This is a genomic window from Micromonospora sp. NPDC006431, assembly GCF_042870725.1.
Taxonomy (GTDB): domain Bacteria; phylum Actinomycetota; class Actinomycetes; order Mycobacteriales; family Micromonosporaceae; genus Micromonospora.
Genome location: NZ_JBIAHQ010000002.1, coordinates 60,622 through 80,381, shown reverse-complemented (window position 1 = coordinate 80,381; position 19,760 = coordinate 60,622). Strand labels below are relative to the sequence as shown.

At 74.7% G+C, this 19,760-nt stretch carries 17 protein-coding genes and 1 pseudogene; 13 read left to right on the top strand and 5 right to left on the bottom strand.

Annotation, left to right across the window (positions count from 1 at the left end):
• Positions 1 to 50: 50 nt before the first annotated feature.
• Positions 51 to 770 (bottom strand): ABC transporter ATP-binding protein, encoded by a 720-nt coding sequence (locus ACFYM6_RS03895; RefSeq protein WP_357435240.1) that lies wholly within the window; start codon positions 768 to 770, stop codon positions 51 to 53.
• A 105-nt stretch (positions 771 to 875) separates the two neighbouring features.
• Between ACFYM6_RS03895 and ACFYM6_RS03890 the strand changes: the two genes are divergently transcribed.
• The 6 genes and pseudogenes from ACFYM6_RS03890 to ACFYM6_RS03865 all read left to right on the top strand — a co-directional run bounded on the left by ACFYM6_RS03890 (position 876) and on the right by ACFYM6_RS03865 (position 5,820).
• On the top strand, positions 876 to 1,265 hold the full coding sequence (locus ACFYM6_RS03890; protein WP_357435242.1) for a MerR family transcriptional regulator: 390 nt from the start codon (positions 876 to 878) through the stop codon (positions 1,263 to 1,265).
• Positions 1,262 to 2,266, top strand: coding sequence for an aldo/keto reductase (locus tag ACFYM6_RS03885; protein ID WP_387271993.1), 1,005 nt, complete (start codon positions 1,262 to 1,264; stop codon positions 2,264 to 2,266). The genes ACFYM6_RS03890 and ACFYM6_RS03885 overlap by 4 nt, the downstream gene beginning before the upstream one ends.
• Before the next feature lie 160 nt (positions 2,267 to 2,426).
• Positions 2,427 to 3,077: pseudogene (locus ACFYM6_RS03880) on the top strand (phosphoribosyl-AMP cyclohydrolase); the annotation flags it as partial.
• Positions 3,078 to 3,257: 180 nt separating this feature from the next.
• Positions 3,258 to 3,692 (top strand): phosphoribosyl-AMP cyclohydrolase, encoded by a 435-nt coding sequence (gene hisI, locus ACFYM6_RS03875; RefSeq protein WP_387272780.1) that lies wholly within the window; start codon positions 3,258 to 3,260, stop codon positions 3,690 to 3,692.
• Positions 3,689 to 5,242: an anthranilate synthase component I gene (locus tag ACFYM6_RS03870; protein WP_387271991.1), complete on the top strand. Its 1,554-nt coding sequence runs from the start codon at positions 3,689 to 3,691 to the stop codon at positions 5,240 to 5,242. Before hisI ends, ACFYM6_RS03870 begins: the two co-directional genes overlap by 4 nt.
• The gene (locus ACFYM6_RS03865; RefSeq protein WP_387271990.1) at positions 5,239 to 5,820 is read left to right on the top strand and encodes a Trp biosynthesis-associated membrane protein; all 582 of its coding nucleotides are present in this window, start codon (positions 5,239 to 5,241) and stop codon (positions 5,818 to 5,820) included. Before ACFYM6_RS03870 ends, ACFYM6_RS03865 begins: the two co-directional genes overlap by 4 nt.
• Here the strand turns inward: ACFYM6_RS03865 and ACFYM6_RS03860 are convergent.
• Together ACFYM6_RS03860 and ACFYM6_RS03855 are read right to left on the bottom strand one after the other, a co-directional pair.
• Positions 5,813 to 6,088, bottom strand: coding sequence for a hypothetical protein (locus tag ACFYM6_RS03860; protein WP_387271988.1), 276 nt, complete (start codon positions 6,086 to 6,088; stop codon positions 5,813 to 5,815). The two genes, ACFYM6_RS03865 and ACFYM6_RS03860, sit on opposite strands and share 8 nt — an antisense overlap.
• A gap of 42 nt (positions 6,089 to 6,130) precedes the next feature.
• Positions 6,131 to 6,313, bottom strand: coding sequence for a hypothetical protein (locus ACFYM6_RS03855; RefSeq protein ID WP_387271986.1), 183 nt, complete (start codon positions 6,311 to 6,313; stop codon positions 6,131 to 6,133).
• Positions 6,314 to 6,473: 160 nt separating this feature from the next.
• On the opposite strand from ACFYM6_RS03855, the gene trpC reads away from it, so the two are divergent.
• The 3 genes from trpC to trpA are packed head-to-tail and all read left to right on the top strand — an operon-like array spanning position 6,474 to position 9,354.
• The gene (gene trpC / locus ACFYM6_RS03850; RefSeq protein ID WP_387272778.1) at positions 6,474 to 7,277 is read left to right on the top strand and encodes an indole-3-glycerol phosphate synthase TrpC; all 804 of its coding nucleotides are present in this window, start codon (positions 6,474 to 6,476) and stop codon (positions 7,275 to 7,277) included.
• A 38-nt stretch (positions 7,278 to 7,315) separates the two neighbouring features.
• Positions 7,316 to 8,554 (top strand): tryptophan synthase subunit beta, encoded by a 1,239-nt coding sequence (gene trpB, locus ACFYM6_RS03845; RefSeq protein WP_387271984.1) that lies wholly within the window; start codon positions 7,316 to 7,318, stop codon positions 8,552 to 8,554.
• Positions 8,551 to 9,354: a tryptophan synthase subunit alpha gene (trpA, locus tag ACFYM6_RS03840; RefSeq protein WP_387271982.1), complete on the top strand. Its 804-nt coding sequence runs from the start codon at positions 8,551 to 8,553 to the stop codon at positions 9,352 to 9,354. Before trpB ends, trpA begins: the two co-directional genes overlap by 4 nt.
• 120 nt (positions 9,355 to 9,474) lie before the next feature.
• Here trpA and ACFYM6_RS03835 read toward each other — a convergent pair whose 3' ends face one another.
• Positions 9,475 to 9,999, bottom strand: coding sequence for an NUDIX hydrolase (locus ACFYM6_RS03835; RefSeq protein ID WP_387271980.1), 525 nt, complete (start codon positions 9,997 to 9,999; stop codon positions 9,475 to 9,477).
• A 102-nt stretch (positions 10,000 to 10,101) separates the two neighbouring features.
• Here ACFYM6_RS03835 and lgt point away from each other — a divergent pair, with 102 nt between their 5' ends.
• Complete coding sequence (gene lgt, locus ACFYM6_RS03830; protein WP_387271978.1) at positions 10,102 to 11,295, top strand: prolipoprotein diacylglyceryl transferase; 1,194 nt, start codon at positions 10,102 to 10,104, stop codon at positions 11,293 to 11,295.
• Positions 11,296 to 11,306: 11 nt separating this feature from the next.
• Positions 11,307 to 12,494, top strand: a complete 1,188-nt coding sequence (locus ACFYM6_RS03825; protein WP_387271976.1) for an FAD-dependent oxidoreductase — start codon at positions 11,307 to 11,309, stop codon at positions 12,492 to 12,494.
• 25 nt (positions 12,495 to 12,519) lie between these two features.
• Here the strand turns inward: ACFYM6_RS03825 and ACFYM6_RS03820 are convergent, their stop codons facing one another.
• Positions 12,520 to 13,365, bottom strand: a complete 846-nt coding sequence (locus tag ACFYM6_RS03820; protein WP_387271974.1) for a GNAT family N-acetyltransferase — start codon at positions 13,363 to 13,365, stop codon at positions 12,520 to 12,522.
• A 148-nt stretch (positions 13,366 to 13,513) separates the two neighbouring features.
• On the opposite strand from ACFYM6_RS03820, the gene gltB reads away from it, so the two are divergent.
• Positions 13,514 to 18,241: a glutamate synthase large subunit gene (gene gltB / locus ACFYM6_RS03815; protein WP_387271972.1), complete on the top strand. Its 4,728-nt coding sequence runs from the start codon at positions 13,514 to 13,516 to the stop codon at positions 18,239 to 18,241.
• Complete coding sequence (locus ACFYM6_RS03810; RefSeq protein WP_387271970.1) at positions 18,234 to 19,742, top strand: glutamate synthase subunit beta; 1,509 nt, start codon at positions 18,234 to 18,236, stop codon at positions 19,740 to 19,742. The genes gltB and ACFYM6_RS03810 overlap by 8 nt, the downstream gene beginning before the upstream one ends.
• The last annotated feature ends 18 nt before the right edge of the window (positions 19,743 to 19,760 follow it).

The window sequence follows — 19,760 nt, the reverse complement described above, 5'->3', positions numbered from 1 at the left end:
CTCCCTCGTTCGCGACTGCGGGGCTCGCCGCCCCGGTTCACTCCGCGCGCTCACCGGTCCTCCTCGCGAGATCTGATCAGCCGGAGGAACGCCTCCTCCAGGTCCTGCACACCGGTGGCGGCGCGGACCGCGTCCGGGGTGTCGTCGGCGATCAGCTGACCGTCCCGGATCAGCAGCAGCCGGTCGCAGCGGGCCGCCTCGTCCATCACGTGGCTGGACACCAGCAGCGTGGTCCCGGTGGCGGCCATGGCGTGGAACCGGGCCCACAGGTCGGCCCGGAGCACCGGGTCCTGACCGACGGTGGGCTCGTCGAGGATGACCAGCTCCGGCTCACCGACCAGGGCGCAGGCCAGCGAGGCGCGGCTGCGCTGGCCGCCGGAGAGCGTGCCGACCAGCTGGTCGGCGGCCTCGGCCAGGCCCACGTCGGCCACCGCGCCGTCCGCCTCGGCCCGGCCGCGCCCCTGCAGCGCCGCGAAGTAGCGCGCGTTCTCCCGGACGGTCAGGTCGGCGTAGACGCTGGGCGCCTGGGTGAGGTAGCCGACCCGGTGGCGCAGCTCCGCCGTGCCGGCCGGTCGGCCGAGCACGGTGACCGCGCCCGAGTTGACGGTCTGCACCCCGACGATCGCGCGCATCAGGGTGGTCTTGCCGCTGCCGCTGGGCCCGAGCAGCCCGGTGACCGCGCCGCGCGGCACCGCGCAGGAGATGCCCTGGAGCACCCGCCGCCGGCCCCGGTCGACCACCAGGTCACGGACCACGACCGCGTCGTCCATGCCCGCCTCCAAAACTCATCAGGTGTTGAACTCAACGCTAGTTGAGTTATGCCGCTCGGCGCAACGGTTGACTTCGAGTGCGCTCGAACTGGAAGCCTGGGGTGCGTGGACATCAGCACGCGGGAGATGAGCCTCACCGTGGGTGAGGCGGCGGAGCGGGTCGGCCTGACCACCTACACGCTGCGCTGGTACGAGCAGGAGGGCCTGGTCGCCCCGGTCGGGCGGGACTCCGCGGGCCGTCGGCGCTACACCGAGTCCGACGTCAACTGGCTGCTCCTGCTCACCCGGCTGCGGCGGACCGGGATGCCGGTGCGGGACATGCGCCGCTACGCCGAGCTGGCCCGGCAGGGCGATCGGACGCTCGGCGCCCGGCGGGCGCTGTTCGAGGCGCACCGCGCCCGGGTGCTGGCCCGGATGGCCGAGCTGGAGGAGGACCTCAGGGTGCTCGACTACAAGATCGACGCGTACCGCAGGGCGGAGGAGGAACTGGCATGATCCGGCGACGAGTGGGCGCGAGCGGACCCGAGGTTTCGGCGATCGGCCTGGGCTGCATGGGCATGAGCTTCGCGTACGGGGGCGCCGACGACGCCGAGTCGACGCGTACCCTGCACCGGGCCCTCGACCTGGGCGTCAACCACCTGGACACCGCCGACATGTACGGCTTCGGGGCGAACGAGCGGCTGCTCGCCCCGGTGGTGCGGGCCCGCCGGGACGAGGTGTTCCTGGCCACCAAGTTCGGCAACCGCACCACCGGCGACAGCTTCGGCGGCACCGGCACGCCCGGCGCGTACGTGGACAGCAGCGCGGCCTGGGCGAAGCAGGCCTGCGACGCCTCGCTGGGCCGGCTCGGGGTGGCCACCATCGACCTGTACTACCTGCACCGGCGCGACCCGGCGACGCCGATCGAGGAGACCGTCGGCGCGATGGCGGACCTCGTCCGGGCCGGCAAGGTGCGGCTGATCGGCCTGTCCGAGGTCAGCCCGGCCACCCTGCGCGCCGCCCACGCGGTGCACCCGATCGCCGCCGTGCAGATGGAGTACTCCCTGTTCAGCCGGGACGTCGAGGGGGAGATGCGGGCCACCTGCCGGGAACTGGGCGTGTCCCTGGTGGCGTACTCGCCGGTCGGGCGGGGGCTGCTCACCGGCACGATCACCAGCCGGGAGCAGCTCACCGGCAACGACTGGCGGGCCGGGGCGCCCCGGTTCGCCGAGGGCAACCTGGACGCCAACCTCAAGCTGGTCGACCAGGTGCGGGCGGTTGCCGACGAGGTCGACGCGACGCCGGCTCAGGTGGCGCTGGCCTGGCTGCTCGCCCAGGGTGACGACATCCTGACCATCCCCGGCACCAAGCGGGTCCGCTACCTCGAGGAGAACGCGGCGGCGGCTGACCTCCGGCTCAGCCCGGAGCAGTTGGCCCGACTCGACGAGGCGGTGCCCCCCGGCGCGGCCGCTGGAGAAAGGTACCCCGAGGCAGCAATGAGATTCATCGGTCGATAGCTATCGCACCGGACATCCGGTCAGCCAGCGGTCATTGCGCCGAAGATCGGACGTCCGGCACCATGTCGCCGTGGGACCCGCTCCGCTGCCCGAGTCCGGATTCCTCGACGACTGGGCCGTCCGCCTTCGGCAGGCCGCCGACCGACCGGTCGTCGGCATCATGCTGCGCGGCAGTCACGCCCGCCTGGCCGCCACCGAGCACAGCGACGTGGACGTGGACGTGCTGGTCGTGGCCGACGAGGAGTACTCCGGCGACGACCCGGAGCAGCCCACGGCGGACCCCGCCCTCGTCCCGTACGCGGCACACCAGGCGTACCTGGCCGAGTTCGGCGGTCGCCTCGTGCACGTGTCGGTGGCCGCCCGGGACGTCCGGTCCTGGGTCCGCCGGCTCGGCCAGCCGGCGGACTGGGCGTTCGGGCTGCCGGTCACCGCGCCGGCCCGGCTGATCTGGGCGGTGCCCGAGTGGCGCCGCCGGATCGACCTGCCGGTGCTCTGCCAGCCCGCCGACGAGCCGCGGCTGGAGGAGTTGATCGCCACCCTCGGCAAGGTCGCCGCCGCCCGGCGGGCCGACGACCCGTTGGGCGTCCGGCTCGCCGCCGCCGACCTGGCCCGGCTCTGCCCGTCCGTGCTGCGGCTGGTCAACCCGTCGGTCCGGGTGGTCTCCCGCCGGGACGCGCTCGCCGCCGCGCTGGACCTGCCGGTCGCCCCGCCCGGCTACCGCGACGACATGCTGCTCTGCCTGGGGCTGCGCCCGGGCGCCGTCGGCGAGCTCAGCGCCGCCGCCGGCCGGCTGGTCAGCGGCATCGTCCCGCTGGTCCGCCCGTACGCCGAGGAGATCGCCGCGACGGCCGGCGCGGACCTGGCGGAGGCCCTGCTGGACGGCCGGCTGGACCGTTACCTGGGGCAACTGACCGGCGCGCTCGACGATCCCGCGCCCGCCTCCCGGGACACGTCGACGGTGCCGGTGCCGCGTGCGGGAGAATGGCTCACTGTGCCCGCCTCTGACGCGCCGGTGACCGGCGCCCCCGCCAACTCCGGCGGTGCCGCGGCCCCCGGCCCGGCCCGACCCTCCCGGCTCGACCCGGCGATCGCCGCCCGGCTGCGCCGTACCCCCGACGGCCTGGTGGCCGCGGTGGTCCGGCAGTACGACTCGGGCGAGGTGCTGATGGTCGCCTGGATGGACGACGAGGCGCTGCACCGCACGCTGACCACCGGCCGGGCCACCTACTGGTCGCGCAGCCGGCAGGAGTACTGGGTCAAGGGCGCCACCTCCGGCCACCACCAGTACGTCCGCTCCGTGGCGCTGGACTGCGACGGGGACGCCCTGCTGGTCAGCGTCGACCAGGTCGGCGTCGCCTGTCACACCGGCCAGCGAACCTGCTTCTTCACCGAGCTGCCGGTCAGCTCCCCGGAGGCGACCTCATGACGGACGGCACGGTCAGCCCCGACCCGGCCACCTTCGCCGACCTGGCGGCCCGCTGGCGGGTCGTGCCGGTCACCCGCCGGCTGCTCGCCGACGCGGAGACCCCGGTGGGCGTCTACCGCAAGCTGGCCGGCGGCCCGGGCACGTTCCTGCTGGAGTCGGCCGAGCAGGGCGTCGGCTCGGCCGGGATGGCCTGGTCCCGCTACTCGTTCATCGGCGTCCGCAGCAGCGCCACGCTGACCGAGCGGGACGGCGCGGCGGTCTGGGCCGGCGCGCCGCCGGCCGGCGTACCGGCCTCCGGCGACCCGGTAACGGTGCTCCGCGAGACCGTGGCCGCCCTGGCCGGCCCCGCCTGGGACCCGGCCAGCGGCATGCCGCCGCTCACCGGCGGCATGGTCGGCTACCTCGGGTACGACCTCGTGCGCCGCTTCGAGCGGCTCCCGGAGCTGACCGAGGACGACCTCGACGTGCCCGAGCTGGGCCTGATGCTCGCCACCGACCTGGTGGTGCTCGACCACTACGACGGCTCGGCGATCCTGGTCGCCAACGCGGTCCTGCCCCCGCTCGACGCGCCCGACCGGGAGGCCCTGGTCACGGCGGCGTACCACCACGCGGTGGGGCGGCTGGACGCGATGACCGGCGCGCTGTCCCGACCGATTCCGCCCATGATCTCGACGGTTGCCCGGCCCCCGCTCGGCGACGTGGTCAGCCGCACGCCCGACGGCGGCTACCCGAAGGCGGTGGCGGCGGCCCAGGAGGCGATCCGGGCCGGCGAGTGCTTCCAGATCGTGCTCAGCCAGCGCTTCGAGCGGCCGACCCACGCCGATCCGCTCGACGTCTACCGGGTGCTGCGCACCACCAACCCCAGCCCGTACATGTACCTGCTGCGCTTCGACGGCTTCGACATCGTCGGCTCCTCGCCCGAGGCGCACCTCAAGGTGAGCACCGGCGCGGACGGGCGGCGGCGGGCGCTGCTGCACCCGATCGCCGGTACCCGACCGCGCGGCGGTTCCCCGGAGGCGGACGCCCGGCTCGCCGCCGAGCTGCTCGCCGACCCGAAGGAGCGCTCCGAGCACGTCATGCTGGTCGACCTGGGCCGCAACGACCTGGGCCGGGTCTGCCGCCCGGGCACCGTCGAGGTGCCCGAGTTCGCCACCATCGAGCGGTACAGCCACGTCATGCACATCGTCTCTACGGTGGTGGGCGAGCTGCGCGCCGACCGCACCGCCTTCGACGCGCTCGCCGCGACCTTCCCCGCCGGCACCCTCTCCGGGGCGCCGAAGGTGCGGGCCATGGAGATCATCGAGGAGCTGGAGCCGGTCCGTCGGGCCCTGTACGGCGGCACCGTCGGCTACTTCGGCTTCGGCGGCGACCTGGACATGGCCATCGCCATCCGTACCGCGCTGATCCGGGAGGGCCGGGCGTACGTGCAGGCCGGCGCGGGGGTGGTGGCCGATTCCGATCCGGCCGCCGAGGAGCAGGAGACCCGGAACAAGGCCGCCGCGGTGCTCGCCGCGATCGCCGCCGCCGAGACCCTCCGGCCGGCCCGATGACCGCACCGACCACCGGCTCGCCCGCCACCGGTTCGCCCGCCGCGCGGGGCCGGCGCGAGCTGGCGTACGCGGTGCTGCTCTGCCTGGTCGGGGCCGGCCTGGCCCTCTGGGCGGTGACCCGGACGTGGTCGGTCGAGCTGACCGCCCGGGGTTCGCTGCCGCCCACCCGGCACACCCGCACCGGCACGGACCTGCTGCCGTGGGTCTCGGCGCTGGCCCTGGTCGGGCTGGCCGGCGGCGGCGCGGTGCTGGCCACCCGGGGCCGGGTCCGGCGGCTGCTGGGCGGCCTGCTGACGCTGGTCGGGCTGGCCGTGGCGGCCGGCGGCGGCTACGGCCTGACCGCCCTCGCCGGGGTGAGCCGGCAGTGGCCGGCGCTGGTGCTGGTCGGCGGGCTGGTCGCGGCCGTCGGCGGCGTGCTCACCGCGCTGCGGGGCGCGGGCTGGCCGGCGATGGGTGCCCGCTACGAGCGGCCGGTCCGCTCGACGGCCCCGTCCGGCCCGGACCGGCCGGCGGTCGAGCGGGGCACCCGGGACGCCTGGGAGGCGCTGGACCGGGGCGAGGACCCGACGGTCAGCTGACCGGTTGGGCGTCCCGCGCGCCGCGCCGCTCGGTGGCCACGGCGCGGGCGGCGGCCAGGTCGGCCACCAGGCGGTCCAGGTCCCGGCGCTGCGCGGCCCGGGCCCGGTCGGCGCAGACCGCCTCCCAGGCGTTGCCCCGGGCGGTCCGCATCCGGGCGTCGCCGATCACGGCGCGTTCCAGGGTGTGCACCACGCCGACGGCGAGCGAGGCGACGGTCCGCGAGATGGTGGTGAACCCGATGGTCTGGTTCGGCCCGTTGGCGCTCATGGTCACCCCGTACGAGATCGTTGGCGACGATTGGCAGCCGCCTCATCGAGTCTGCCCGAGGACGATGCTGCCGGGCGCAGGTTTCGCCGCCGTGACGCCCTGGTCAACTGTCGGGTAGCCGGGGCGACCAGCGCAGGGTCGTTCGTCCTTGAGCTTGGTCACAGCATCGAGGAACGTCGCGGGGTGGCGCTGCGTGACATCGCGTTCACGGAAGTCGGCCATCATGCCACAGCCCATTTCGTGAGGAGCGCCATACCCCCGGGACTTGTCGCCAGGTGGCGCCCCCTAGCATCGGCCCATGACACCCGGAGAGGGGAGTCCGTTGGTGACTGCTGAGCATGCGCACGCGGAGGGGGACGAGGCCGGTCCGGCGGCGTCCGCAAACGTGCTCGACGAGATCCTGGCCGGCGTCCGTGAGGACGTGGCGCGGCGACAGGAGCAGGTTCCGCTGGAGCGGATCCGCGAGCTGGCCGCCACCGCGCCGCCGCCGCTGGACGCGTACGCGGCCCTGCGCCGGCCCGGCGTGGCCGTCATCGCCGAGGTGAAGCGCTCCTCGCCGTCCAAGGGGCGGCTGGCGGAGATCGCCGACCCCGCCGACCTGGCCGGCGACTACGCGGCCGGCGGCGCCCGGGCGATCAGCGTGCTCACCGAGGGCCGCTGGTTCGGCGGGTCGCTGGACGACCTGGCCGCCGTGCGGGCCGCGGTGAACATCCCGGTGCTCCGCAAGGACTTCGTGGTCTCCAGCTACCAGGTGCACGAGGCACGCGCGCACGGCGCCGACCTGGTGCTGCTGATCGTCGCCGCGCTGGAGCAGAACGCCCTCGTCGGGCTGCTCGAGCGGATCGAGTCGCTCGGCATGTGCGCGCTGGTCGAGGTGCACAACGAGGAGGAGGCCGACCGGGCCCTGGAGGCCGGCGCGCAGGTGATCGGGGTCAACGCCCGTGACCTGCGTACCCTGGAGGTCGACCGTTCGGTCTTCGAGCGGATCGCGCCCGGCCTGCCGAGCAGCGTCGTCAAGATCGCCGAGTCCGGCGTACGCGGCCCGCACGACCTCATCCGATACGCCTCGGCGGGCGCCGACGCGGTCCTGGTCGGCGAGGGCCTGGTCACCCAGAAGAGCCCCCGCGAGGCGGTGGCCGAGCTGGTCAACGCCGGCAACCACCCGGCCACCCCCCGCCCGGTGCGCTGACCCGCCCGGCACCCGACACGCAGCGAGAGGACACGCCGATGAGCGCCGACCCGGCAGCCCCGGCCGCCCAGGTTCCCGACGCCGCCGGTCACTTCGGCCGGTTCGGCGGCCGGTTCGTCCCGGAGGCGCTGGTCGCGGCGCTCGACGAGCTGGACGCGGCGTACCGGAAGGCGATGACCGACGAGACCTTCCGGGCCGAGTTCGACGGCCTGCTGCGCGGCTACGCCGGCACCCCGTCGCTGCTCTACCCGGCCACCCGGCTCTCCGCCCGGGCCGGGGCGCGGATCCTGCTCAAGCGGGAGGATCTCAACCACACGGGCGCGCACAAGGTGCGCAACGTGCTCGGCCAGGCGCTGCTCACCAAGCGGATGGGCAAGGCCCGGGTGATCGCCGAGACCGGCGCCGGGCAGCACGGCGTGGCCACCGCCACCGCCGCCGCGCTGTTCGACCTGGAGTGCGTGGTCTACATGGGCGAGGTCGACACCCAGCGCCAAGCGCTCAACGTGGCCCGGATGCGGATGCTCGGGGCGACCGTCGTGCCGGTCACCACCGGCTCGCGGACGCTGAAGGACGCGATGAACGAGGCGATGCGGGACTGGGTCGCCAACGTCGACACCACCCACTACCTGATCGGCACCGCCGCCGGCCCGCACCCGTTCCCCGAGATGGTCCGGGACTTCGTGCGCGGCATCGGCGAGGAGGCCCGCCAGCAGTGCCTCGACCTGACCGGCGCGCTGCCGGACGCGGTCGCCGCCTGCGTCGGCGGCGGCTCCAACGCGCTCGGCATCTTCCACGCCTTCGTGCCCGACAGCGGGGTGCGGTTGTACGGCTTCGAGGCCGGCGGCGAGGGCGTGGCGACCGGCCGGCACGCGGCCAGCATCACCGGCGGCTCCTCCGGTGTGCTGCACGGCACCCGGACGTACGTGCTGCAGGACGCCGACGGGCAGACGATCGAGTCGCACTCGATCTCGGCCGGCCTGGACTACCCGGGCGTCGGGCCGGAGCACGCCTGGCTGCACGACCAGGGCCGGGCGACCTACCTGCCGGTCGACGACGGCGAGGCGATGGCCGCGTTCGAGCTGCTCTGCCGCACCGAGGGGATCATCCCGGCGATCGAGAGCTCGCACGCGCTGGCCGGCGCCCTGAAGATCGCCCCGCAGCTCGCCGCCGAGCTCGGCCGGGAGCCGGTCATCATCGTCAACCTCTCCGGCCGGGGCGACAAGGACGTGCACACCGCCGGCCAGTACTTCGGCATCCTTGACAGGGAGACAGCGTGAGCCGCATCGGGGTCGCCTTCGACAAGGCCCGCGCCGACGGGCGGGCTGTGCTGGTCGGCTGCATGCCGGCCGGGTTCCCGACCGTCGACGGCAGCATCGCCGCGATGAAGACCATGGTGGAGGCGGGCGTTGACGTCATCGAGGTGGAGATCCCGTACTCCGACCCGGTGATGGACGGCCCGGTCATCCAGCGGGCCAGCGACCTGGCCCTCGCCGGCGGGGTGCGGATCGCCGACACCCTGCGGATCGTCGAGGCCGTCGCGGCGACCGGCGCGCAGGTGGTCATCATGACCTACTGGAACCCGATCGAGCAGTACGGGGTCGACGCGTTCGCCCGGGACCTGGCCGCCGCCGGCGGCACCGGCCTGATCACGCCGGACCTCATCCCCGAGGAGGCCGGCGAGTGGCTGGCCGCCTCCGACGCGTACGGCCTGGACCGGACGTTCCTGGTCTCCCCGTCGTCCACCGACGCGCGGTTGCGGATGACCGCCGAGCACTGCCGCGGCTTCGTCTACGCCACCGCGCTGATGGGCGTCACCGGTGCCCGGTCGCAGACCTCCGAGGCGGCGCCGATCCTGGTCTCCCGGCTGCGCGAGGTCACCGATCTGCCGGTCGGTGTCGGGCTGGGCGTGGGGACCGGGGCGCAGGCCGGCACCGTCGCCGGGTACGCCGACGGCGTCATCGTCGGCAGCGCGCTGATCCGCTGCCTGCTCGACGCCCCGGACCAGGCCACCGGGCTGGCCGCGCTGCGGGCGCTGAGCGCCGAACTCGCCGAGGGCGTCCGCAACCCGGTCCGCTGAGTCGTCCGGCCGCCCGGCCGCCGTCCGAGTGACAGAATCGTCACACTGTGTCATGCGCCACGAGTGGCCATGGCAGGTCCCGGCTGGCACTGCGCCGCGCCGTGGAGCGTGCCGGGCCCGTCAGCGCGGGACGGCGTTCTCGCCGTCGACCGGCGCGCTGCGCGGTTCACCTCGGGGCCCGGGCGGGACCGGGTCCGGTCGCGGCTCCCGCAGCACCCCCGACCGGCCCGCCAGGGCGTCGGCCACGGCGGCCCGGGTGGTCGGGGTCAGCGCCTCGGGGAGCCCCTCGGGCGGGTACCAGCGCAGGTCACAGCCGCCGATCGGGGTGGCGGCCGGGGCGTCGCCCCGCACCCGGGCGCGGAACACGTGCACCAGGACGTCCGGCGGGGCGCCGGAGCGGCCGGCCGGCGGCCGGGGCACGCCGGGCTCGCCGAGCCGGTAGAGGCCCACCAGGTCGACCAGGTCGACCGCCCAGCCGGTCTCCGCGCGGATCTCGCGCACCGCGGCGGTGAGCGGGCTCTCGTCGCGGCGCGGCCGGCCGCCGGGCAGCGCCCACCGCCGGCCGGGCCCGGACCGGCGGCAGAGCAGCACCTGTCCGGCCTGGTCGGTGACGACCGCGGCGACCGCCCAGGTGAGCGAGCTCATGGACAAAGAGCCTACGGCCGGGCAAAGCACAAGTCATCCGAGGCGTCAAGCCGGCGAACCGGGGTGCCGGGAGTGCGGTCCGCAGCGGTACCGTGTTCACCCGTGACCCTCGCCCCGATGACCCCACTGGCGGCCCTGCCCAGCCCCAGCACCGCCGTCTGGCAGCTCGGACCCGTTCCGGTCCGGGCCTACGCGCTCTGCATCATTGTCGGCATCGTGGTGGCCTGCGTGGTGACCGAGTACCGGCTGCGCCGGCGCGGCGTCGCCCCTGGCGCCGTGCTCGACATCGCCGTCTGGGCGGTGCCGACCGGCATCATCGGCGCCCGGATCTACCACGTGATCACCTCGCCCGAGAAATACTTCGGCGCCGGCGGCGAGCCGCTCAAGGCGTTCGCCATCTGGGAGGGCGGCCTCGGTATCTGGGGCGCCGTCGCCGGCGGCGCGCTCGGTGCCTGGATCGCGGCCCGGCAGCTCGGCATCCCGTTCGCGGTGGTGGCCGACGCGCTGGCGCCGGGCCTGCCCCTGGCCCAGGCCGTCGGCCGCCTCGGCAACTGGTTCAACAACGAGCTCTACGGCGGCCGCACCAGCCTGCCCTGGGGGCTGGAGGTCCACGTGATGGACCCGGACCATCCCGGGCACGCGCTGCGCGACGACGCGGGCAACCCGGTCCTGCTGCCGGGGCTCTACCAGCCGACCTTCCTGTACGAGGCGCTCTGGAACATCGGCGTCGCCGCTCTGGTCTTCCTCCTCGACCGGAAGCTGCGGTTCGGCCGGGGCCGGGCCTTCGCGCTCTACGTGATGGGCTACACGGCCGGCCGGTTCTGGATCGAGCTGATGCGCACCGACGAGGCCAACCACATCCTCGGCCTGCGGCTCAACGTCTGGACCGCGGCGCTGGTCTTCCTCGGCGCGCTGGTCTACTTCGTGCGCGTCCGCGGGCCCCGCGAGTACCTGGTCCCGGTCGGTGTCCCCGCCGCCCCGGTGCCGCCCGCAGGCGGTGACGTGTCGCAGGTCGACCTCTCCGCGCGGGAGGCCAGGCCGCAGTCGGTCGCCCCGGAGGGCTACCGGGTGGTCAGCGAGGAGCAGTTCCGCGCGTACCGGGAGACCGGCGTCGTACCGGAGGAGGAGCCGGCCGCGGAACCGGCGGCCGGCACGGAGCCCGGGCACGCGGCCGACGAGACCGTCGAGCCGACCGTAGCCGGGCCCGCCGACGCCGCCGGGGAGCGGCCGGCGGCCGGCGGCACGGCGGACCGGGCCGACGCCACCGCCGCCAGCCCCGCCGACCGGGACAGCTGAGCGGGGGAGTCATGCGTACCGCGGTGGTGGTCGGCGCCGGCCTCGGCGGGCTGGCGGTGGCCGGCGTGCTGGCCCGCTCCGGGTGGCAGGTCACCCTCCTCGAACGGTCCGACCGGGTCCGCCCGGAGCCGACCGCCGTCGTGCTCTGGCCCAACGGGGTACGCGCGCTGCGCGCCCTCGGGCTCGGCGCCGGGCTGGACGCCATCGCCACCCCGCTGCCCGACGGCGGGATACGCCGCCCCGACGGGCAGTGGCTGGTACAGCCCCGCCCCACCCCGACCGAGCGGATGCCGGTCGTGGTGCACCGGGAGGACCTGCACGACGCGCTCATCGCCGGCCTCGGTGACCAGGTGGAGCTGCGGACCGGGGTGACCGTGCGGACCGTGCGGGCGGTCTCCGGGGAGCGCCCGGCGGTGGGCGACGGCCGGCAGACCGTGACCGCGGACCTGGTGGTGGCCGCCGACGGCACCGACAGCGAGATCCGCCGGCAACTCGCCCCGGAGTCGGCGGTGGTGAGTTCCGGCTGCGCCGCGTGGCGGGCGGTGATCCCCTGGTACCGGGCCCCGAAGCTGCCCGACGACCAGCCGGTCTCCGGGGAGACGCTGGGCGCGGGCTACCGCTTCGTGGCCGCCTCGCTCGGCGACCGGGGCGCCGCGGGCGCCTCCCGCCGGGGCGGCATCTACTGGGTGGCCACCGCCGCCGGCGCGCCCCGCCCGGAGCCCGCGGCGACCCAGCTCGCCCTGCTCAAGCGCTGGTACGCGGGCTGGCCCGCGCCGATCGGCGAGCTGCTCGACGCCACCGAGCCGGCCGACCTGGTGCAGCAGGAGATCCGCGAGCTGCGGCCGCTGCCCAGGGCGTACGGCTTCCCGGCCGGGCCGGGCGGGGTGGTACTGCTCGGCGACGCCGCGCACGCCATGCCCCCGCACCTCGGGCAGGGCGCCTGCCTCGCCTTCGAGGACGCGGCCACCCTCTCCGTGCTGCTGCGCGAGTCCCGGCTGCCCGACGCGGTGGCCGCGTACGACCGGCTGCGCCGGCCCCGCGCGGCGACCATGGTGCGGCAGACCCGCCGGATGTCGGCGGTCCTGCAGACCCGGGGTCGCCTGGCGCTGCGCGCCCGCGACGCGGCCCTCGGCACGATCAGCCCCCGGCTGCGCAACACGGCCGCCTCCGCGGCCGCCGCCTGGCACCCACCGACCTGACCCGCTCCCGGGGGGACGGGCGGGGTCAGCCGATGAGGGCGGCCGGCTCGGCGATGCAGGCGGTGCCGATGCGGCGGAAGCCGACCCGCAGGTAGACCCGGGCGATGTCCTCGCTGCCGGCGGAAAGGAAGATCAGGTCGGCGCCGGCGGCGCGCAGCTCGTGGGCGAGCGTCGCGGTCACCGCCGCACCGAGGCCGCGCCGGCGGGCCGCCGGCAGGGAAGCCACCCCGGCGATCTCCGCCACGTCGCCGACCCGCATGGCCATGCCGCTGGCCAGCGCCCCCTGCTCGGGGGTCTCGGCGAGCACCGAGATCCGCCGGCCGTCGCCGATCCGGGTGGCGTCCTCCTCCAGCGTGGCCACGTCCAGCCGGGACACCGCGGCGTCCCGCTCGGCCGGGCCGGCGTCGCCGCGTGCGGTGCCGCCGTTGGCGAAGCCGACCGCGGCGACGGCCCGCCGCACCGCCACGTCCGCCGCGAAGCCCGGGTCCGCCGGGTCGAGGACCCGCACCGGTACGTCGCTGAGCGCGGCCGGTTCGGGCAGGCGCGCCGGGTCGAGCACCATCAGCGGTGCCTCCAGCACGGTCAGCCCCGCCGAGCGGGCGACGGCGAGCAGGTCCGGGGTAATCTCGTGCACCCACTCGAACGCCTCCGGCAGGCCCAGCTCCCGTTGCCGGGCCCGGACGGCGGTCACGTCGGCGAGCGAGGGCGGTGCGGTGGCGTCGAGCCGCGGGCGGGCGTAGAACGGCCACCCGGCGCCATCCCGGACGAAGAGCACCAGTGCGCCGAATTCCTCGGTACGCGCCCCGTCGCGGGGCACCGCGTCGTAGAACCGCTCCAACCGGTCGAGCACGTCAGTGCGTACGACATCCACCGCGCGAGACTACATGTCCCACGTTGTGGAAGGTGTGATCAATCTGAACTGGCCTTGCGCCGGAAGCCCTAACGTAGACTCAATAAAACCCACGTAGGGCCGACGTCGTCCCGACCATGATCCAACCTGAGTGACGACAGGAGGCCCGGTGGCCTTTCCGTACCCTCTCAGCCCGCAGCCGGCCCCCCGCGCGACGGGGCTCTACGACCCCGCGCTCGAGCATGACGCGTGCGGCGTGGCCTTCGTGGCCGACCTGCACGGACGCCGATCGCACGAGGTCGTCGCGAACGGTCTCGGGGCGCTCTGCCGGCTGGACCACCGGGGCGCCCGGGGCGCGGAGCCCAACACCGGCGACGGCGCCGGGGTCATGATCCAGGTGCCGGACGCGTTCCTGCGCGCGGTCGTCGACTTCCCGCTGCCGCCCGCCGGCCAGTACGCCACCGGCCTGGTATTCCTCCCCGACGACGACGCGGCCGAGGCCCGGGCCCGCCAGGTGGTGGAGAAGTACGCCCTGGTCGAGGGGGCCGTCGTCCTCGGCTGGCGGGACGTCCCCACCGACCCGAGCGGCCTCGGCGAGACGGCCCTCGCCGGGATGCCCCGGGTCCGGCAGGTCTTCCTCGCCGCGCACCGGCTCACCGACTCGCCCGCCGGCCCGGCCGGTTCCCCGCTGACCGGGCTCGACCTGGACCGGGTGGCGTTCTGCGTGCGCAAGCAGGCCGAGCGGGAGAGCGCCGAGCGGGGCGTGCCGGCATACTTCCCGTCGCTGTCCGGGCGGACCATGGTCTGGAAGGGCATGCTCACCCCCGACCAGCTGCCCGCGTTCTACCCGGACCTGACCGACGAGCGGGTGGTCAGCGCGATCGCCCTGGTGCACTCGCGGTTCTCCACCAACACCTTCCCGTCCTGGCCGCTGGCCCACCCGTACCGGTTCATCGCGCACAACGGCGAGATCAACACGATCCGCGGCAACCGGAACTGGATGCAGGCCCGCGAGGCGCTGCTACGTAGCCCGAACCTGCCCGGCAACATCCGGCGGGTCTTCCCGGTCTGCACCCCCGGCGCCTCTGACTCGGCCAACTTCGACGAGGTGCTCGAGCTGCTGCACCTGGCCGGGCGGAGCCTGCCGCACGCGGTGCTGATGATGATCCCGGAGGCGTGGGAGAACGACCCGGACATGCGCGCCGACAAGCGCGCCTTCTACCGGTTCCACGCCAGCCTGATGGAGCCGTGGGACGGTCCGGCCTCGGTCGCCTTCACGGACGGCGAGATCGTCGGCGCGGTGCTGGACCGCAACGGGCTGCGCCCCGGCCGTTGGTGGCGCACCGCCGACGGGCTGGTCGTGCTGGGCAGCGAGGCGGGCGTGCTCGACCTCGACCAAGCCACCGTGGTCGCCAAGGGCCGCCTCCAGCCGGGGAAGATGTTCCTGGTCGACACGGTCAACGGCCGGATCGTCCAGGACGACGAGATCAAGACTGAGCTGGCCGCCGCCCGGCCGTACGACGAGTGGCTGCACGCCGGCCTGATCGAGCTGGACGAACTGCCGCCGCGCGAGCACATCGTCTACACCCACGACTCGGTGCGCCGCCGGCAGCAGACCTTCGGCTACACCGAGGAGGAGCTGAAGATCCTGCTCGCCCCGATGGCCCGCAGCGGTGCGGAGCCGATCGGCTCGATGGGCACGGACACCCCGATCTCGCCGCTGTCCACCCGGCCGCGGCTGCTCTACGACTACTTCCACCAGCTCTTCGCCCAGGTCACCAACCCGCCGCTGGACGCCATCCGGGAGGAGCTGGTGACCAGCCTGGCGTCCACCATCGGGCCGGAGGGCAACCTGCTCGACCCGGGCCCGGCGAGCTGCCGGCAGATCGTGCTGCCGTACCCGGTGATCGACAACGACGAGCTGGCCAAGATCCTCTCCATCGACGAGGACGGCGACCTGCCCGGGTTCAAGGCGGTCCGGGTCTCCGGGCTCTACCGGGTCCGGGACGGCGGGGCCGGCATCAAGGCCCGGCTGACCGAGATCTGCCGGCACGTCTCCGAGGCGATCGAGGACGGGGTCCGGATCCTGGTGCTCTCCGACCGGGACTCCAACGCCGACCTGGCCCCGATCCCGTCGCTGCTGCTCACCGCGGCGGTGCACCAGCACCTGGTCCGCGAGCAGACGCGTACCCAGGTGGCGCTGATCGTGGAGTCGGGCGACTGCCGCGAGGTGCACCACGCGGCGGTGCTGATCGGCTACGGCGCGGCGGCGGTCAACCCGTACCTGGCCTTCGAATCGGTGGAGGACATGATCTCCACGGGCACGCTGGTCGGCGTCGACCCGGAGAAGGCGGTCCGCAACTACGTGAAGGCGCTCGGCAAGGGCGTCCTGAAGATCATGTCCAAGATGGGCATCTCGACGGTGTCGTCGTACTGCGGCGCCCAGGTGTTCGAGGCCGTCGGCCTGGACACCCGCCTGGTCGAGCGCTACTTCCGGGGCACCCCGAGCACGATCAGCGGGATCGGGCTGCACGAGATCCACGCCGAGGTGGCCGCCCGGCACGCCCTGGCCTGGCCGGCCGCCGGGGCCCAGCCGTCCGACCGGCTGGAGGTCGGCGGCGAGTACCAGTGGCGCCGCGAGGGCGAGCTGCACCTGTTCAACCCGGAGACGGTCTTCCTGCTCCAGCACGCCACCCGCAGCCGCCAGTACGACATCTTCCGCCGGTACACCGCCAAGGTCGACGAGCTGGCCGCGCAGGCCGGCTCGCTGCGCGGCCTGTTCACCCTGCGCACCGGCGTACGCCCGGCGGTGCCGGTGGACGAGGTGGAGCCGGCCCGCGAGATCGTCAAGCGGTTCGCCACCGGCGCCATGTCGTACGGGTCGATCTCGGCCGAGGCACACGAGACCCTGGCCATCGCGATGAACCGGCTCGGCGGCAAGTCCAACACCGGCGAGGGCGGCGAGGACGTCGACCGGCTGCACGACCCCGAGCGCCGCTCGGCGGTCAAGCAGATCGCCAGCGGCCGCTTCGGCGTGACCAGCGAATACCTGGTCAACGCCGATGACCTCCAGATCAAGATGGCCCAGGGGGCGAAGCCCGGCGAAGGTGGCCAGCTTCCCGGCAACAAGGTCTGGCCGTGGATCGCGCGTACCCGGCACGCCACGCCAGGCGTCGGCCTGATCTCCCCGCCGCCGCACCACGACATCTACTCCATCGAGGACCTGGCCCAGCTCGTCCACGACCTCAAGTCCGTCAACCCGCGCGCCCGGGTGCACGTCAAGCTGGTCAGCGAGGTCGGGGTGGGCACGGTGGCGGCCGGCGTCGCCAAGCTCAAGGCCGACGTCATCCTGATCTCCGGCCATGACGGTGGTACCGGCGCGTCCCCGCTCAACTCGCTCAAGCACGCCGGCACCCCGTGGGAGCTGGGGCTGGCCGAGGCGCAGCAGACGCTGCTGCTCAACAAGCTCCGCGACCGGGTCACCGTGCAGGTCGACGGCCAGCTCAAGACCGGCCGGGACGTGTTGATCGCCGCGCTGCTCGGCGCGGAGGAGTTCGGCTTCGCCACCGCGCCGCTGATCGTCGAGGGCTGCGTGATGATGCGGGTCTGCCACCTGGACACCTGCCCCGTCGGCATCGCCACCCAGAACCCGGTGCTGCGCGAGCGTTTCACCGGCAAGCCGGAGTTTGTGGAGAACTTCTTCCTCTTCCTCGCCGAGGAGGTCCGCGGATACCTGGCCGAGCTGGGCTTCCGCAGCATCGACGAGGCGATCGGGCACACCGAGCTGCTCGACGTCACCCCGGCTGTCGACCACTGGAAGGGCCACGGCCTCGACCTCAGCCGGGTCCTGCACCTGCCCGAGCTGCCCGCGGGCGCGGCCCGGCGCGGCATCCGGGCCCAGGACCACGGCCTGGAACTGGCCCTGGACAACGAGCTCATCGCCTTGGCCGCGCCGGCCCTGAAGGCTGCGGGGTCCCGGACGGCCGGCGCCGAGGCGCGGGACGCCGCACCCGTCACGCCGGTCCGGGCGGAGCTGGCGATTCGCAACGAGCACCGCAGCGTCGGCGCGATGCTCGGCGGCGAGGTCACCCGCCGGTTCGGCGGCGCCGGCCTGCCCACCGACACCATCGAGTTCCTGCTGCACGGCACCGCCGGCCAGTCGTTCGGCGCGTTCCTGCCGCACGGGGTCACCCTGCGGCTGCACGGCGACGCCAACGACTACGTCGGCAAGGGCCTCTCCGGCGGGCGGATCATCGTCCGACCGGACCCGGCGGCGCCGTTCGCCGACGCCGCGGCCGGGCCGGGGGAGCGGGCCGAGGACCAGATCATCGCCGGCAACACCCTGCTGTACGGGGCCACCGACGGCGAGGTGTTCCTGCGCGGCCGGGTCGGCGAGCGGTTCGCGGTGCGCAACTCGGGCGCGGTGGCCGTCGTCGAGGGCGTCGGCGACCACGGCTGCGAGTACATGACCGGCGGCACGGTGGTGGTGCTCGGCCCGACCGGCCGCAACTTCGCCGCCGGCATGTCCGGCGGCGCCGCCTTCGTGCACCGGCTCGACCGGCGGCTGGTCAACCCGGAGCTGGTCGACCTGTCGCCGCTGCGCGACGAGGAGCGGGACCTGCTGCACGACCTCGTCCAGCGGCACTTCGCCGAGACCGACTCGGCGGTCGCGGAAGAGCTGCTCAAGCGCTGGTCGGAGGCGGTGGAGGAGTTCACCGCGGTGGTGCCCCGGGACTACCGCCGGGTGGTGGAGATCATGCGGGCCGCCGAAGCCGCCGGCCGTGACGTCGACGACGCGGTCATGAAAGAACTGACGGCGCCGGCTGAGCCGGCCCAACCGGCGCTGCCGGTGCCGCCCGCCCCGCGGGCGGTCGCCCAGGAGGTGGCTCGTGCCTGACCCGAACGGTTTCCTGCGCTACGACCGGCGGCTGCCCGCCCGCCGGCCGGTGCCGGTGCGGATCATGGACTGGCGGGAGGTGTATCCGCCGGCCGGCGAGGAGCTGATCCGCGAGCAGGCCACCCGGTGCATGGACTGCGGCATTCCCTTCTGCCACGACGGCTGCCCGCTCGGTAACCGCATCCCGGACTGGAACGACCTGGTCCGGACCGGCAACTGGGACGCCGCCGTGGAGTCGCTGCACGCCACCAACAATTTCCCCGAGTTCACCGGCCGGCTCTGTCCGGCTCCGTGCGAGGCGGCGTGCGTGCTCGGCCTCGGCGGCCAGCTGCCGGTCACCATCAAGCAGGTCGAGGTGGAGATCGCCGACGCCGCAGTGGCCCGCGGCGGGCTGCGCCCCCGCCCGGTGTCGGCGCCGACCGGGAAGTCGGTCGCCGTGGTCGGCTCCGGACCCGCCGGGCTCGCCGCCGCGCAGCAGCTCGCCCGCGCCGGGCACGCCGTCACCGTGTACGAGCGGGACGACGCGCTCGGCGGCCTGCTCCGGTACGGCATCCCCGACTTCAAGCTGGAGAAGCAGCACATCGACCGGCGGCTGGCCCAGCTCGCCGCCGAGGGGGTGCGCTTCCGCGCCGGGGTGAACGTCGGAGTCGACGTGACCGCCGAGCAGCTGCGCGCCGAGCACGACGCGGTGCTGCTCGCCTGCGGCGCGCTGCAGGGCCGGGACGTCCCCGAGACGCCGGGCCGGCAGCTGCGCGGCGTACACCAGGCGATGGCGCACCTGGTGGCGGCCAATCGGGTCGTCGCGGCGGCCGGGGAGGGCAAGCCGGCCCTGGCCACGCTGCCGGACGGGACCCCGATCGACGCGGCCGGCAAGCACGTGGTGATCATCGGCGGTGGCGACACCGCCGCGGACTGCCTCGGCGTGGCGCACCGGCAGGGCGCGGCCGGCGTCCACCAGCTCGACCTCTACCCGGAGCCGCCGGCCGGCCGGGACGCCGCCCGGGACCCGTGGCCCACCTGGCCGTGGATCCTGCGCGACTACCCGGCCCACGAGGAGGGCGGCGAGCGGGTCTTCGCCGTGGCGGTGCAGGAGTTCGTCGACGACGGCACCGGCCAGGTCAGGGCGGTCCGGATCGCCGAGGTGAGCGTGGAGAAGCGGGACGGCCGGCGGATCGTCACGGCGCTGCCCGGCTCCGAGCGGGAACTGCCCGCCGACCTGGTGCTGCTGGCCATCGGCTTCGAGGGGACCGAGGAGCAGCCGGTGCTGGCCCAGCTCGGGGTGACCCGCAACGCCCGGGGCGCGGTCGACGCCCGCTCCGACTGGCAGACCGACGCCGACGGGGTGTTCGTCGCCGGGGACATGCACCGGGGCGCCTCGCTGATCGTCTGGGCGATCGCCGAGGGGCGGGCCGCGGCCGCGGCCGTCCACGCGTACCTCGGTGGGGTGGGCGAGCTGCCCGCGCCGGTGGATCCGGCCCGGCAGCCGCTCGCCGCGCGCTGAGCCGGCGCGGTCGCCGAC

What these genes read in the sequence shown, in the direction of transcription:
- ACFYM6_RS03825 (WP_387271976.1), top strand. Translation starts at nt 11,307, where the DNA reads ATGCGTACCGCGGTGGTGGTCGGCGCCGGCCTCGGCGGGCTGGCGGTG.
- ACFYM6_RS03865 (WP_387271990.1), top strand. Translation starts at nt 5,239, where the DNA reads ATGACCGCACCGACCACCGGCTCGCCCGCCACCGGTTCGCCCGCCGCG.
- ACFYM6_RS03860 (WP_387271988.1), bottom strand. Translation starts at nt 6,088, where the DNA reads ATGAGCGCCAACGGGCCGAACCAGACCATCGGGTTCACCACCATCTCG.
- ACFYM6_RS03870 (WP_387271991.1), top strand. Translation starts at nt 3,689, where the DNA reads ATGACGGACGGCACGGTCAGCCCCGACCCGGCCACCTTCGCCGACCTG.
- ACFYM6_RS03855 (WP_387271986.1), bottom strand. Translation starts at nt 6,313, where the DNA reads ATGATGGCCGACTTCCGTGAACGCGATGTCACGCAGCGCCACCCCGCG.
- ACFYM6_RS03835 (WP_387271980.1), bottom strand. Translation starts at nt 9,999, where the DNA reads ATGAGCTCGCTCACCTGGGCGGTCGCCGCGGTCGTCACCGACCAGGCC.
- trpB (WP_387271984.1), top strand. Translation starts at nt 7,316, where the DNA reads ATGAGCGCCGACCCGGCAGCCCCGGCCGCCCAGGTTCCCGACGCCGCC.
- ACFYM6_RS03895 (WP_357435240.1), bottom strand. Translation starts at nt 770, where the DNA reads ATGGACGACGCGGTCGTGGTCCGTGACCTGGTGGTCGACCGGGGCCGG.
- ACFYM6_RS03885 (WP_387271993.1), top strand. Translation starts at nt 1,262, where the DNA reads ATGATCCGGCGACGAGTGGGCGCGAGCGGACCCGAGGTTTCGGCGATC.